10 protein-coding genes are annotated in these 13,303 nt (G+C 55.0%); 4 read left to right on the forward strand and 6 right to left on the reverse strand.

The annotated features are described in order from the left end of the window. Positions 1-281: 281 nt before the first annotated feature. The 3 genes from LAO20_15820 to LAO20_15830 form a co-directional block, all read right to left on the reverse strand. Positions 282-1,733 (reverse strand): RHS repeat-associated core domain-containing protein, encoded by a 1,452-nt coding sequence (locus tag LAO20_15820; GenBank protein ID MBZ5532896.1) that lies wholly within the window; start codon positions 1,731-1,733, stop codon positions 282-284. Between the two features lie 381 nt (positions 1,734-2,114). Then, positions 2,115-5,744, reverse strand: a complete 3,630-nt coding sequence (locus LAO20_15825; GenBank protein ID MBZ5532897.1) for a hypothetical protein — start codon at positions 5,742-5,744, stop codon at positions 2,115-2,117. A 1,681-nt stretch (positions 5,745-7,425) separates the two neighbouring features. After that, positions 7,426-7,902 carry an IPT/TIG domain-containing protein gene (locus LAO20_15830; protein ID MBZ5532898.1) on the reverse strand — a complete coding sequence of 159 codons (477 nt, stop codon included), beginning with the start codon at positions 7,900-7,902 and terminating at the stop codon, positions 7,426-7,428. Between LAO20_15830 and LAO20_15835 the strand changes: the two genes are divergently transcribed. Together LAO20_15835 and LAO20_15840 are read left to right on the forward strand one after the other, a co-directional pair. Next, on the forward strand, positions 7,901-8,107 hold the full coding sequence (locus LAO20_15835) for a hypothetical protein (protein MBZ5532899.1): 207 nt from the start codon (positions 7,901-7,903) through the stop codon (positions 8,105-8,107). The genes LAO20_15830 and LAO20_15835 overlap by 2 nt on opposite strands. 408 nt (positions 8,108-8,515) lie before the next feature. Continuing rightward, on the forward strand, positions 8,516-8,698 hold the full coding sequence (locus LAO20_15840) for a hypothetical protein (protein ID MBZ5532900.1): 183 nt from the start codon (positions 8,516-8,518) through the stop codon (positions 8,696-8,698). A 41-nt stretch (positions 8,699-8,739) separates the two neighbouring features. On the opposite strand, the gene LAO20_15845 is transcribed toward LAO20_15840, so the two are convergent. Next, positions 8,740-9,465 (reverse strand): response regulator, encoded by a 726-nt coding sequence (locus tag LAO20_15845; GenBank protein ID MBZ5532901.1) that lies wholly within the window; start codon positions 9,463-9,465, stop codon positions 8,740-8,742. 243 nt (positions 9,466-9,708) lie between these two features. Then, positions 9,709-10,386, reverse strand: coding sequence for a Crp/Fnr family transcriptional regulator (locus tag LAO20_15850; protein ID MBZ5532902.1), 678 nt, complete (start codon positions 10,384-10,386; stop codon positions 9,709-9,711). Between the two features lie 574 nt (positions 10,387-10,960). Here LAO20_15850 and LAO20_15855 point away from each other — a divergent pair. Both LAO20_15855 and LAO20_15860 read left to right on the forward strand, forming a co-directional pair. Further along, positions 10,961-11,620: a hypothetical protein gene (locus tag LAO20_15855; GenBank protein MBZ5532903.1), complete on the forward strand. Its 660-nt coding sequence runs from the start codon at positions 10,961-10,963 to the stop codon at positions 11,618-11,620. Positions 11,621-11,664: 44 nt separating this feature from the next. Next, the gene (locus LAO20_15860) at positions 11,665-11,850 is read left to right on the forward strand and encodes a hypothetical protein (protein ID MBZ5532904.1); all 186 of its coding nucleotides are present in this window, start codon (positions 11,665-11,667) and stop codon (positions 11,848-11,850) included. On the opposite strand, the gene LAO20_15865 is transcribed toward LAO20_15860, so the two are convergent. After that, the gene (locus LAO20_15865) at positions 11,847-12,857 is read right to left on the reverse strand and encodes an IS1595 family transposase (GenBank protein ID MBZ5532905.1); all 1,011 of its coding nucleotides are present in this window, start codon (positions 12,855-12,857) and stop codon (positions 11,847-11,849) included. The genes LAO20_15860 and LAO20_15865 overlap by 4 nt on opposite strands. Positions 12,858-13,303 lie beyond the last annotated feature (446 nt).

Consider the following 13,303-nt stretch of genomic DNA (forward strand, 5'->3'; position numbering starts at 1 on the left):
AATCTTAGGAGGATAGATCCAAGGTATTGCTTTCTTGAACGACTGCCCACACTGCGGGCATACTCGTTCATCTATCTGTCGAGCCACAACAATCCAGCGCCACAGCAAGAAGAGCGAAGGGATCCCTGCTACAACCCCGGATAGAACCGTATTTCCTGTCAGATAAAACGCAGTAATGTACAGCGCAACCAAAAGGACCACGGTAAATGCAGGCAAAGCATGATATGACCTAACCGCTCGCTGATATGCGCGCTGTTCGAGCCTGGAGCCCATTTGAAACCTCATTTCTTGCAGAAGGGTATGAAGATGCTAGGACCGATTTGACCACCAATACCCACTTCAGCACCAGCACCGAGGCCAAAGGTCCCCGTGATTGCCCCGCTACTTGTAATGGTCCCGCCAGCACCGAGAACAGCCCCTCCTGCCGCACTTATACTGAAACTCGGACCGCTAATATCATCAATCGGATTAGGCGAGGTTAGCACCGTCAGGCCGAGGGCACCACCGGCTCCCCAACGGGAGCCGCTCGAACCCTTAAAACCAGCACCCCCGATTGACCATGAGTTGAGTATTCCGCTATTGCCTGTCTGATCAGCTACGATGACGGTCGATGCGGAACCCCCAACTCCGAAATTCAGCTTGCCGGGTCCTATGCCGCCCGCGGCGTCCAACCCTGCTCCAAAACCGAAAGTCCATCCTGTGAGCTTTGCATAAGTTTCGGCGGCATCCAACTGTGCCTTTTCGATCCAACTAAGTACGTTCTTATCAACGCATACTATCTGCTTATTGGCACCTTTGACGTCACCTCCGCCGGAGTTGCTGCTATCGCCGCAAGGCCCGCCGCCGCATGGGTCCGCAGGAATGCCGCCGCCTGAAGGAGGGGCGCTTACACTGGATATCCCAGGATCTCCCCAATCCTGAAAACTGAGGTTGCCCTCCTGATCCATGCCCCAACACTCAATAAGCACTCCGTCAGTGGTATACATGCAGCCGGATCCAGTAAAGTGAGCATCTTCGTGATCCCCATCCAGACCCGTCGGGTCAACTAGGTTGATCGGATCATTTAAGGCATACGAGTAGCGGTTGAGCGACTGTGGCGTACCCAGATGCCCGCCTAGGAGATCGGCGCTCATGAACCGGGCCAACCCAGATGAATACCCTCGAAACATCGTGTAGTCAAGGCCGGTCTCGCCGGCGCCCAAATCGCGCTCGTAGCTGGTGAACTTGTCTTTGTCTGTCCCCGTGGGCTCGTACCAGGTTTCGCCGTAAGGGAAATGGCCGAAAAAACGGACAATGTTTCCGGTCGCATCGGTCTCGGCGCGGTTGGAGAGATGATCAGGGTGGTGATACGTGATGCTGCTGCCGACAATGGTCGCCAGGAGTTGTCCGCCGACATAAATGTACTCTTTGCTGATGGTCGTGCCCACATACTCGGCAATGGGTTTGGCGCCGGAATAGACGTACGTTGTTGTGACCCCGCCGACGGCCTTCTTGATGCGCAAGGGGCCGAAATAAGTATACGTCGCGGCGCCGCTGTTGGCGCTAGTCATCCGATTGGCACCGTCAAAAGTGTAGGCTGCCGTTGCGTCGTGAGTCATGTTGCCAGCGTTGTCAAACACGTAGGGGCTGGTCTGGATACGGTTGGTGGCCGCATCAATGGACAAATTGGGCTGGCCAATACCGCCAGACTTAATATCCCGCCCTTTCGCCGAAGCTGAAAAACCAACAGCCAACTTCCGCGAAAGGATGGGGCACCCACGAGTATGGTGAGAGACAGAGAAAGAATCGGGGGAAGGGTGGGCCACCCGCCCGGTCCTTGCAATGAGGCCGGTCTCGGAAGCTCGTTCATGCTGCCGGGCTGCCGCGTTTTTTGCGGCTACTCCAATACCAATAGATGAAGATCCCAGCGATAATTCCCGACACCACAGAACCAAGGAAGGCCATCCACATGTGAGACCGAAATGGTTCGTACCTACTCAACACCACCCATATCGGGATCAGCAATATCAGTGCCGCGATCCGGGGGAGGCGCGTCTGATGTATCATTGTTCGTACCGCCGCCCGTGTTGCTTGCCATATTTCCAATCTGGTTGTACTTCGCATGTTTTGTTTCCTTACGGAATCTGGGCACAAACTGCCAAGTCGTCTCGAAACTCTAACTCGGCGTCGTGCCTTTCCACCACATAGGTGATTCCGCCAACTAGAGTCATCGTCAGAATGATCTCGGGAGCCGCTGCTGTGACTGCAAGAGCGGCCCCGTCGATGCATCCTCCTACCGCCCCTAGGCCTGCCCCAGGTGCGTTCAATATGATCCCGCCCACGACCCCACCTCCAGTAGCTCCGATTGCACAGCCACCACCTGCCGCAAGTCCGATTCCCACCCACATGGCGATTGCAGCTCCGTTGAGGGCAATCACCGGTACTTTTGCTCGCGCATTGGCGTGTTTCTGCTGTGCATCTTGTTCGCACTTTTGCCGTGGCGCCGACTTTTGCTTACCCTTTGGGTTTCCGCCGCCGGGGCCACTAGGACTGTCCTGAAGCGGCGGATGGGGAGATCCCGTGGCGCCCCCGACCCCGGGTGGGTTCTCGCCGGGGGTGCTACCGGGAGTGCTTCCTGGTGAGCAGTTTTCCAGGTGGTTGGGACCAGCGGTAACCGTTGTCTTGCCGTCTGATCCTACCGAACTCGTCGATTCGTACGAATAGACACAGTTCCCTAGCATAAAATACACGGTTTCCAGCCCCAGCGGATCTATCCAGTTAATCGGATCGTTACCGGTATAGCCGTACCGGTTCAGAGATTGCGGAGCATCCAACCGCCCACTCAGGAGATCAGCGCTCATGAATCTGGCCAGCCCAGATGAATAGCCTCGGAACATCGCGTAGTCAAGGCCGGTCTCGCCGGTGGCTGAATCGCGCTCATAGCTGGTGAACTTGTCCTTGTCTGTCCCCGTGGGCTCGTACCAAGTTTCGCCATAAGGGAAATGGTTGAAAGAACGGACAATGTTTCCGGTCGCATCGGTCTCTGCTCGGTTGGAGAGATGGTCAGGATGGTGATACGTGGTGGTGCTGCCGGCAATGGTGGCCAGAAGCCGTCCGCCCGAGTAAATGTACTCTTTGCTGAGGCTGGCGCCAACGTACTCGGCAATGGGCTTGACGCCGGAATAGACGTACGTTGTGGTGGTCCCGCCGACTGCCTTCTTGATGCGCAAGGGGCCGAAATATGTGTAGGTCGCAGCGCCGCTGTTGGCGCTGGTCATGCGGTTGGCGCCGTCGAAGGAGTATGCAGCTGTCGCGTCGTGCGTCATGTTGCCAGCGTTATCAAAAACGTAGGGGCTGGTCTGGATACGGTTGGTGGCCGTATCAATGGATAAATTGGGCTGGCCGATGCCGCCCGGCAGGTTGCCCCCAACAAAAGCCTGGGTGAGGCGGTTGCCCAAACGATCATACCCCCAAGTGAGGCTCCACGTTCCGGGAACGCTGGCGCTCACGGTGCCGGTGTTGGCGGCCTTGAGGCGCGACCACGCGTCGTAAGTGAAGTATTCGGACTTGGTGGCGTCTTCAGTACCGGGTGCAGTGTAAAAATGCACGGCCTGGATCTGGCCGTTGTTGCCGGGAACTGCGGTTGAAGTGTAGTCGTAGCCGAGGTTCAAAATGTCCGGGCTGCCGGACTTGAAATAGCGGAGCGAAGCAAGCTGCAAGTGGTCATTGTACGTAAATTGGCTTTGCACGTTGTTGCCCAGCGTGAAACCCAGGGCCTCACCGGCGGCGTTGTAGCTGAGCCCGTTCAAGTAACTGGTTCCCGCGGTACAAGTGCTGCCGGCAGCGCCTATGGCACACAAACGGCCGACACTGTCAAAGCTCTGCGCGACGACGCGGCCGCTGGGATAAGTAATGGACGTGGGCTGACTGAGCTTGTTGTACGCATACCCGATCAGGTAATGGGTGGTGTCAATGAGGTTGTCCACTTGCGTGATGCGGCCGAAATTGTCGTAAGTAAACGTCTGCGAGTTTGCACCTTCAGTGATCTTGGTGAGACGGTCCAGGGCAAAAGACCCGTTGTCATAAGTGTAGGTCACACTCGGAGTCCCGTCACTGTAGGAGACGCCCGAGGGGCGGTTGATGCCGTCATAGGTGAAGGTTTTCCAAATGTTGCGCGCGTCCTGAACGCGGCAAGGCCGCGAGGGGTCCCCAGCGCAGTTGGCCCCGCCTGACGTGGTGTAGTAGGTGCTCACGGTCCCAGACTCCGGAGTCGTCGTGCTTGTGAGACGGCCCAGGCTGTCATAGCTGTAGCCGCGGGGCTGCCCGGAAACAGGATTGCCATTCAGGAGTTGCATGGCTGCCTGAGAGACCGACAGCAGGTGGTCCAGGGCGTCATAGCCGTAGGTGGTCATGAGCGGGCGGCTGATGCTGGGAGTACCCGGGGACACGGCGTCCTGGCCGCCGGTGAGATTGGGCCCGGAGCGGGTACCGTTGAATGACGCCGAGCCGAAGTCGCCGGGATCGTTGGTGGACGAAGAAGCCGAAAGCGAGTAATTGGCGCTGGTACCGCCTTGCCGGGAGGTGAGATAGACGGTGGCTCCGGTGATGCTGGCGGTTACAGGGTAAGCGGAATCAGCGTTGATAGCGTTGGCCAAGTCTACGGCGATGCTGGAAGGGGTACTGGAGCTGAAATAGCTGGCCGATTTCGTGGACGAATTAACCGTGATGCTCACCGTGCCGGTATCGTAAACGTACTGCCAGGGGAAGTCGCAGCCATCCACCAACAGGCAGGTCGAGCCCTCAAATCCATCAATGATGACGGAACCGTGGCTGGTCAGAGCATCACCCCATCCGGGTTCATCCACCTCAATCAGGCGGCCTAAAGCGTCACTGAAGTTCTTTCGCTGTTTGCCCGCAGGATCGGTGACCAGGACGGAGTTGCCGGAATACTGGTACTGCGTGAATCCGGCACTGGGCGGAGTCACTTGCTTGATGCGACTGAGGCCGTCATAGATGAACGTGGTGTAGAGCGGGTTCCCGGTGGTAAATGGGTTGGAAACCTGGGTGCGCCGCCAGATCTGGTCATAGACGTTCTTGACGGTGCTGATGAGCGTGGTGCCGTCTTTGTTGTCCACTTGCATGACGTGGCCCAGGCCATCAAGAGTGGCCACACTGATGCCCGTATTGCCGCTGTTGGCGGTGGAATTGGTGACCGTGGGTACCTGCGCGGCGTCATCAAAAACGGTATTGAGCTGTACGGCGACGCCGTTCTGGGGCGGCAGGGTGGTCCCGATCAGCCGCATCATGTTGTCATACTGATACTGCGTGGTTTGGCTGTTTTCGTCGGTGGAGCTTGTTACCAGGCCGTAATCGAAATTGTAAGTGGCGCTGGTGGCGAACTGCGGCCCGCCGGCGGGGCCGCGCGTGACGGTGTCGGGATAGCTGTATTGGTTGCCGACGACGTAGTGAACTGATTCCTGATTGCAGCAATCCAATTGGGCCGTCAGGAGGTTGCCCAGCGAGTCATATGTGAAGTTGCGCGTGACCGCGCCCGTGCCAGCCGCCGCGTTGGAGTAGCGCGTGATTGAGGTGACGTTGCCACGCGTGGTCATGCCCGAGCCATAGTTGGTGTCATCGTGATTGCTGACGCCAGTGATGGAGGTGAGATCGGTGGCGTCATAAGCAAAATCTGTGCGGGCCACGATGTTGCCGTTGCCGTCTTTGACCAGGATTTGCGCGGGCAGATTGTCCATGTTGCGGAGCATGAATGGGTTGCCGTGGAGTAAGTGGTAACCGTGTGGCGCTTCAGTAGTCCATCGAAATCATATTGGTAAACGTCACTGACGCTTCCGAAAGAATCATAGCTGTATGAGACCGAAGACTGCTGCCCGGTGTCATTGAGCACGGTGGTGAGGCTGGCCACCACGTTGCCGACAGGCAAAGGCAGCCAGGTGTAATTCAGAGTGCGAAGCGTGTTCGCGCCCTCCTTGATCTGTACGGAAGAGACCAAGCCAGTAGACTGATCAAGGTTGACAATGGAACTGTTGCCCAAAGGATCGGCGACCGTCATGCTGGTGACCACGCCGGTCCCTGTTTTGGTGGGAGTATAAGTCCAGGCTGACAGGTTATTAGCGGTGCCGTCCGGGGACACGGTTTGCTGGGTGTAAGGAGGCGCATCGGTGAGTACGCCTTGACTGCGCAACGGAAAGTTGTAGCTGACATAACTGCGCGTGGCCCCGCTGGCGCTGAGGGTCTCAATCTTGTTGATGATGGCCCAGTCGCCGTAGTTAAACCTGTATCCTGCGCCGTTGGCGTAAGTGCAACCTGTCAGGACCTTGACCTGATCGTTGGAGGGAGCGCCATTCACGGTAAGACCGGAAAAGCCGTACCACAGCTGATTAGGCGCGTACAGACTGTTGGACGTCCAAGTAAAATTCACATAAGTATGAACGCCACCCTGCACGTTTTGACTGATGCTCAACAGCTGATTGGTGTTTGGGTCATAGTTGAACGTCACAACGCGGCCCAAAGTGTCAGTGACATACTGGATGAACTGGTCGTGCCCAGATAAATACTGTATTGAAATAAAGTTGCCGTTGGTGTCTTTGATCTTGATGGGGCGAAAGAGAGCGGGATGTTGCTGACCGACCTGACTGGGGAACACTTCATATTGGACGGTTGTTCCGTTCTTATAGGTCGAGACATTGGAGACATCGTTGAAAACGATGTAACTGCCGTCCATGGACGGCAGCGGACGTTTGGTCCCGTCGCCCTCTGTGAGAATCCAAGCACCAGCCGTGTAAATATGCTCGATATATCCGAAATCCAGTCTGAAACCGTAACTAGGAAAGTCGCGGTCTGCATTGAAGGTGATAGTTCCGCCGGCGGTGTCGACGTCCCAAATGCGGCTGTTGTAATAAAGATTGAGATTCAAGTCCAGGCCATTGCGACCGGGCAACGACAGAACGGGAATCACCTAGTTGTAACTTTGGCTGCCGACTACCGTGTTGGTGATCGCGAGGACTATCTTGGGCCCGGCCACGACCATGACGGTAGGGTTGCGGTGTCCGCGGGCATCGTGGGGGTGAGCCAGCAAGGTGAAGCACGCGAACCTTAATGCGCGAACTAGACGTTGTCAAGGTGTTTTTAGGGAGTGGCAAAACATGACCTTGGCGTTGTCCTTTTTCGCTGTGGATATATAGGCGAATAAATGGTAAACTAAAGACGCAATTGGCTTTTTCTACCCTAGGGCAGACTGTAAAGGATCTATGAAATTCTGCAAGTGGCAAAAAGTGGTAACCCTCAGCCGATTCTTGGGTGACATTGGGTGAGGTTGGGTGAAATTGGGTGAAACCGGGGGGGAGGGGTACTCCCCTCAAGATCGGTGATCGGATTATGATCGCGTGATGGGAAAAATCATCGCCGGGGATGACTTGAGTTAAGTCCTTATTTTCCGGGGATGACCGGGGAGGGGTAGGGGATCGCCAACGTCGCCAACGACCAACGCAGCATTTGCGATCCGTCTGGCGCGAAGAGATAGAGAGAACATGACGTCGGGTAGGTTGAGCTGGTCAGGTTGAGACTGACGCGCTGTCCGGCGGTGGCGTCGAAGAGCAACAGCCCGATCTTGCCAGCCGGGAGCGCTACGGTCTGGTTCGAGCCGAAGGCACTGCGGCCCGTATACGCGACGTCCGTTATGACGTGAGCCAGAAACGGAACGAACAAATCCTGGCTGCTAACCGCTATTCCTGCTGGAGTCACAACCGTTACCCGGCCTGAGGTGAACACAGGCGGAGCTGTTGTGGCTATAGAGGTTGGCGTAGCCGACGCGGGGAGGGCCGCTGACACGTTAACTCTGATCCGGTCGTTCAGGAGATTCGGATCGAAATTTGTTCCATTAATTGTCACGGCTGTGCCGGGCATGGCAATGACAGGCGCAAAGCCAGATATCGCCGGCGGTCCGGCCGGAGCAACCACGGTGAAGTTGGACGCGGTGGTGGCTGAACCCGCTGGCGATGTCACAGAGATGGGCCCGGTAGTGGCTCCATTCGGAACTGTTACTACCAGTTGGTTGGATGAGGCTGAGATTATCGCGGCCGTGGCGCCGTTAAACTGCACGGAATTCTGATTGAGATTCGCGCTGAAGCCAGTGCGACGGCTCGTTAGTCGGCAATCTACTTCTTCGTCTGATTGACCAGGGGCATTGTCTCGAACCTTAGTACCCAGTTGTTCAGGTCCGGTGTGCGCGCCTTGCAGCGAGTGACAATCGGATCCGTGTGCGGCGTGAAATTGGACCATTTCCCAACACCTGCGCTTGACACAATGGGCCTCTGGCCGCAGAACGCCGAAGCACTCGAAGGCGGCTGCGCGATGCGTTTACAGAACCAAAGTCGGATTTGGACCCCCGACATCCGCAGGGTGTGTTATGTTTGAATTGAGGTGGTTACCACCTTCCCCTCTTTCAGGTCTTCTGACCTAAGCCAGTCCATCTGAAGTTTTTCCTCATCTTAGGTTGCTTTCGAAGAGCGGTGTATCCATGCCTTTTGACGCGATCCTGACTGAAATTGAGCAGATCCATGGCGCCAGCACGCGCCTTGAAGACCTGGCGGAGCTGCATCCGCCGGTCTCAGAAGCGCTCGTAGCCATCGCCAGAAGCCTTCGCAACACCGCCACGATATTGGCGGTGCTGGTGGCCACCAAAGGCCCCAGGCGGGTCTGAATACGGCAACAAGTTGTCTGGGATGTGGACTGGAGAAGTGACTACTCGAGCGACTCGCGTTTCATCAACGGCTCGACTTCGTGATTGATTTCAAATTTCACGGGCATGCGGCAGGACTGGCAAGTAGTTTGGTGGATTCCGCCATCCAAGCTCATCGCCGCAAGCTTGTTGGGACGCAAGCATCTGGGGCAGGTGAGTATCAGGTATCCTGCGCTGTCTCGCGGCACGTAGAGTGGAGCAATGTCCCTTTTCTCTCTTTGGGACCTGATAGGCGAAGCCGCCAGAAGCCTCTTGACCTGCTGGAAAAGCTCTTTGACTGTGAATTGCCCTTTGGACAGGAATGCGTCGGACAGGCTCCCAACTTTCCCGGGTGAATATGCTGCACTCATCGCTATGGTTGCGATGTGAGGAAACCGCGTCCGTACGATCGCCAGAAATTCGAATCCACTCATGCGCGGCATATTCAGATCAGAAATAATCAAATCGGGCAACGACTTGCTGAGGGCCTCTAAGCCATTCAGCCCGTCTGCCGCGGTAAGAACTTCATAACCTTCACGTTCTAAAATGAGCTTTGTGGTCTCGCACACGGCCGGTTCGTCATCCACCACCAGAATGCGATAGCCGAACCGGGGCACACTGGATGCCGCAACCAGCGCATTTTCGAATCCAGACGTTGTCTCTTCCACCGCAGCCTTGTCCGTGGTTTGCTGAATGTCCAGCTCTGGCGAAGCGCTTTCATCCCAATTTTCTTTTGGACTGAGAGGCATGGGGTACTCCTTTTTGTTAGAACTTTGTTGACACTCGAATCTTAGCCAGCCTGAAGCGCTTGAATCTGCCCACTAGTGCACATTGAGTATGAATACCTGCTCAGGACGCGATCGAAATCGCGCATATAAAAAGCAGGAACGTCTGGGCGGGGCGGTAGCTGGAACGTCGTCCCAGTAAAAGCCGCAGGTTGCGGTCCTGATTCTTTCCACCTGCATGCATCGCGAATAGCAGCGACACGGGAACTAGTCGTGGAGAACCACGTTGAGCAGCGAGCTGTGGACTTGCAACCCGCCTTCTTCACCGCTGGCGTAGTCAATGAAGCCCAGTTTTCTAAACCGGTTCATGAAGAAGCATACGCGCGATCGAGTGGTGCCGACCATCTCTGCCAGCGTTTCCTGGCTGATCTTGGGGACCACGGTCTCGGGTATTCCTTCTTTGCCGAAGTGAGCGAGTAAGAGAAGAATACGGGCCAGCCGTTTTTCGCTGGAATTAAACAACTGGTCAACCAGGTCTTCTTCATACCGTATGTTGCGCGCCAGCAAATACGCAACGAACATATCGGATAAGTCGTGTTCGCGATGAAGCGCGGCCATCATTGGCTTCTTCTTAATCTGCAGGACCTCGCAATCCGTCATGGCCATCGCAGATCCCATGCGAATGACCTGGCCTGCCAGAGCGCCTTCCCCGAAAAAATCCCCTTCATTCAAAATGCCGATGGTCGCTTCCTTGCCGCCTGTTGATACCACGGTCAGCCGGACTTTGCCTTTTTGGACATAGAAGATAGCGTCCGCCTCGTCGCCTTGTGTGAAGATCGCCTGTTTCTTCTGAAAAGGCGAGATTCTCTTGCCCTCGCCGATCGTTGCCAGAAATCCGTCAAGATTGAACCCACGCGTCGCGCCAATTGCTCTAACAGCAGTCATGATCCCACTATTTCTTTAGCGTACCGGTTCGTTGCAAACACCATATTTGCCCCATTTTCCCTTGGAAGCCTGGCTTCCCTGCGGAGAGCCAGTCTCCGCCTGCAAAGGGGCTACGCGCCCCTTGGATACAACCGGCGCTGTATGGCGCCGACTGTTCAAGAGTAAATCCCGTCTCTGCCGGGTGCCATCAGTACAGGATGATTGTTTTGTAGGACGGCGCCTGAATGGCTTGTAGGTGTTTGTCCTACAACGCTGAGCTGGACGGATCAGTTCCGCTGCGCTTCGCGAGCCAACAAACGACGACCGTTACCCATTAACTAAATCGCCATCAATCATCTGATAAACCCACACCCCACCCTCCCCCTCCCTGCTCCGTTGCGAACAAAGGGACTTATCTCGGCAATAATATACTTGCCTGACAAAACGGTTCTATGCTCCACTTGATGCTATGCGAAAGTGCGCATTCTGCCCTTCCACTAAGTTGACCCGCGAGCATATTTTTGGCGATTGGATTAACAGAATCATTCCGCCAACTCCTACAACTAACCGGAGAAGAACTTCACCCGATGGCCCAATGAAAGAATGGACAACGTTCGGGGTTAACTACACAGCCAAAGTCGCTTGCGCTAAATGCAACAACGGATGGATGAGCGCGTTTGAGCACAATGAGGCTAAGCCAACACTCACTGACATGATTCGATACGGAGGAGCTATCTCGCTTCTCCCGAGGGGCATTGCTTCAATTGCAGCTTTTGGATTCAAAATGGCAGCGATCGCCAACTACACGGGTTATCAGAATCAACCCTATTTCAGCGAAGCAGATCGTTACGGTTTTGCAAAGACTCTGAAGGTGCCAGACGGCGTTCAAATGTGGCTTTTTGCTCTTAACACTCCCGGCAGGCTAACCGCGAAAGTGAATGGCTATTTAGGGCGCTTGCCAGCGGAAGTCATCCAACGTTTCGATATGTACATGGGTACATTCGCTATCGGGTACTTCGGTATCCAAGTGGTTGCTTCGCGATGGAGCAATCCCCACCTCTCCGCTGTCCTCGGGAGGTTTCCAGGACTCGCGGAGGGAAACCACTGGCGGGGTGCCACTGTCAAACTGTGGCCCAGCGATGGAACGCCAGTCCTTTGGCCGCCGCAACTCTATATCGGCAGCAATGACATCGATGAGTTCTCCACACGATGGCGTGAGGTTTCCATGCCCAAGGAATGGGTTTCTAAGCGTTGACATATTGTGCCTTTCTGTTTTTTGAACCGTGCTAGGATAAAGCAATGAGCAGCACCAAAAGAAATGAGATGCACGAGGGGCCAGAGGCTTACGCGAGATTCCGCAACGCAATGAAGCAAATCATTTCCGTTCCTAAATCAGCGATTTTGCCAGAGAAAAACAAGAAATCAAAGCGGGCTAAGACTTCGCCCGCCTCCCACGCTTCCCGCGACCGGGCATCCAAAACTTAGAACGCCTGACTGCGGCCATCTGCGGTTTTTCCTGTGAGTTCTTGATAGGTCAAACGCTTACCCACGATCTGAGACATTGCAAGGGTAAAGCGATCTGAGTCATTCAGCGGGTTGTCTTTCGTCGCCCGATTGTTAAAACGGAATGTTTGCTCATCCGCGTAACGATCAAGATGGAACGGCTCGACCGCGACGTAAGTCCCGCGCAAAGTGCGCTTGAACAACGACCAGAAGTTTTCAATCCCGTTTGTGTGAACCTGCCCTTGCACGTAAGACTCTACATGATTGATTACGTCATGCGCGAATTTGTCAGCTAGCGCGTAGCGGTAAGTTGGAAAATCATCGGTAATGACGTGCGCTCCCGCTTCGATGTTCCCAAGGATTTTCTCTTGCAACGTGGCACGTTTTACGTTGGGAATGACCATCGCCCGAACCTGTCTCATGTTCCGGTCAAGCATTCCCATAACAATAGTTTTTCCCGGTGCGCGGTGATTCTTCTCGCGGTCATTGCCAGCAATGGACAGAATCCGCGCTCTGCGGTCTTTGTGCATCCTGCGCGGGTCAGGGCCGACAAAGGTTTCATCTGCTTCGACCGGGCCACCCTCAGAGCCGAGTTTCATCAGCGAGTTATTCTTCATTGCCAGCCGAATGCGATGCGCCATGAACCATGCCGATTTCTGCGTCACGCCCAGGTCGCGGTGAATCTCGTAAGAGCTGATTCCGTTCTTGCAGTTGACCATGAGCCAGACAGCAACAAGCCACTTCTCAAGAGGAATCGGAGAATCTTCAAAGATCGTTCCAACCTTGAGTGAGAATTTTTGTTTCTCGTGCTTCTGGTAGCACTTGAAGACCTTGGCATTCGGAAGCCATTGGACTTCCTCAGAGCCGCACCGTGGGCATTTCACTTTGCCATCGGGCCAGCGAAGCTCTACCATGAAGCGATGGCAGTTTTCGTACTCTGAGAAGTGGGCGATTGCTTGCTGAAGCGTTTCCGGCTCTCTTGATTTCATACCGAAACTTTAGCAAATTTACCCCCTGTCAGTCAAGTATATTATTGCCCTTATCTCATTCGACCCAACGGTCACCCAACTGTTAACCAGCAAGTAAATTTACCGTCTAACCTACTGATAATATGTGCTTTACTGTGTTGCTCCTGGCCAAAGACCACAGACCAAAAGCCGGCTTATTGTCAAAGGCCGTCTTACATCCCGCCTCGGCGGAATGAGTGGCCTTCTTGTCTTCCATCGGCCCTGATTGAGTGAAGTATTTTACCTCTTTTTATTCGCTATGTCGAGTGCGAAGAAGTACATGTATCCCGTCGCCTTCGGACCCATGGCTCACGTCGCCAACTAGAATGGGGGCAGCTTGGAGGACTGAGGTAGTTTGGAGTACTGAAGCATTTTTTTGGAGCACTGAGGTAGCTTGGAGCACCTGAGGCTGTTTCGGTACGAGAACG

This window comes from Terriglobia bacterium (assembly GCA_020072815.1).
Classification (GTDB): domain Bacteria; phylum Acidobacteriota; class Terriglobia; order Terriglobales; family Acidobacteriaceae; genus Angelobacter.

What these genes read in the sequence shown, in the direction of transcription:
- LAO20_15830 (MBZ5532898.1), bottom strand. Translation starts at nt 7,902, where the DNA reads ATGCCCGGCACAGCCGTGACAATTAATGGAACAAATTTCGATCCGAAT.
- LAO20_15860 (MBZ5532904.1), top strand. Translation starts at nt 11,665, where the DNA reads ATGAGCAGCACCAAAAGAAATGAGATGCACGAGGGGCCAGAGGCTTAC.
- LAO20_15855 (MBZ5532903.1), top strand. Translation starts at nt 10,961, where the DNA reads ATGAAAGAATGGACAACGTTCGGGGTTAACTACACAGCCAAAGTCGCT.
- LAO20_15825 (MBZ5532897.1), bottom strand. Translation starts at nt 5,744, where the DNA reads ATGCTCCGCAACATGGACAATCTGCCCGCGCAAATCCTGGTCAAAGAC.
- LAO20_15835 (MBZ5532899.1), top strand. Translation starts at nt 7,901, where the DNA reads ATGGCAATGACAGGCGCAAAGCCAGATATCGCCGGCGGTCCGGCCGGA.
- LAO20_15865 (MBZ5532905.1), bottom strand. Translation starts at nt 12,857, where the DNA reads ATGAAATCAAGAGAGCCGGAAACGCTTCAGCAAGCAATCGCCCACTTC.
- LAO20_15840 (MBZ5532900.1), top strand. Translation starts at nt 8,516, where the DNA reads ATGCCTTTTGACGCGATCCTGACTGAAATTGAGCAGATCCATGGCGCC.
- LAO20_15850 (MBZ5532902.1), bottom strand. Translation starts at nt 10,386, where the DNA reads ATGACTGCTGTTAGAGCAATTGGCGCGACGCGTGGGTTCAATCTTGAC.
- LAO20_15845 (MBZ5532901.1), bottom strand. Translation starts at nt 9,465, where the DNA reads ATGCCTCTCAGTCCAAAAGAAAATTGGGATGAAAGCGCTTCGCCAGAG.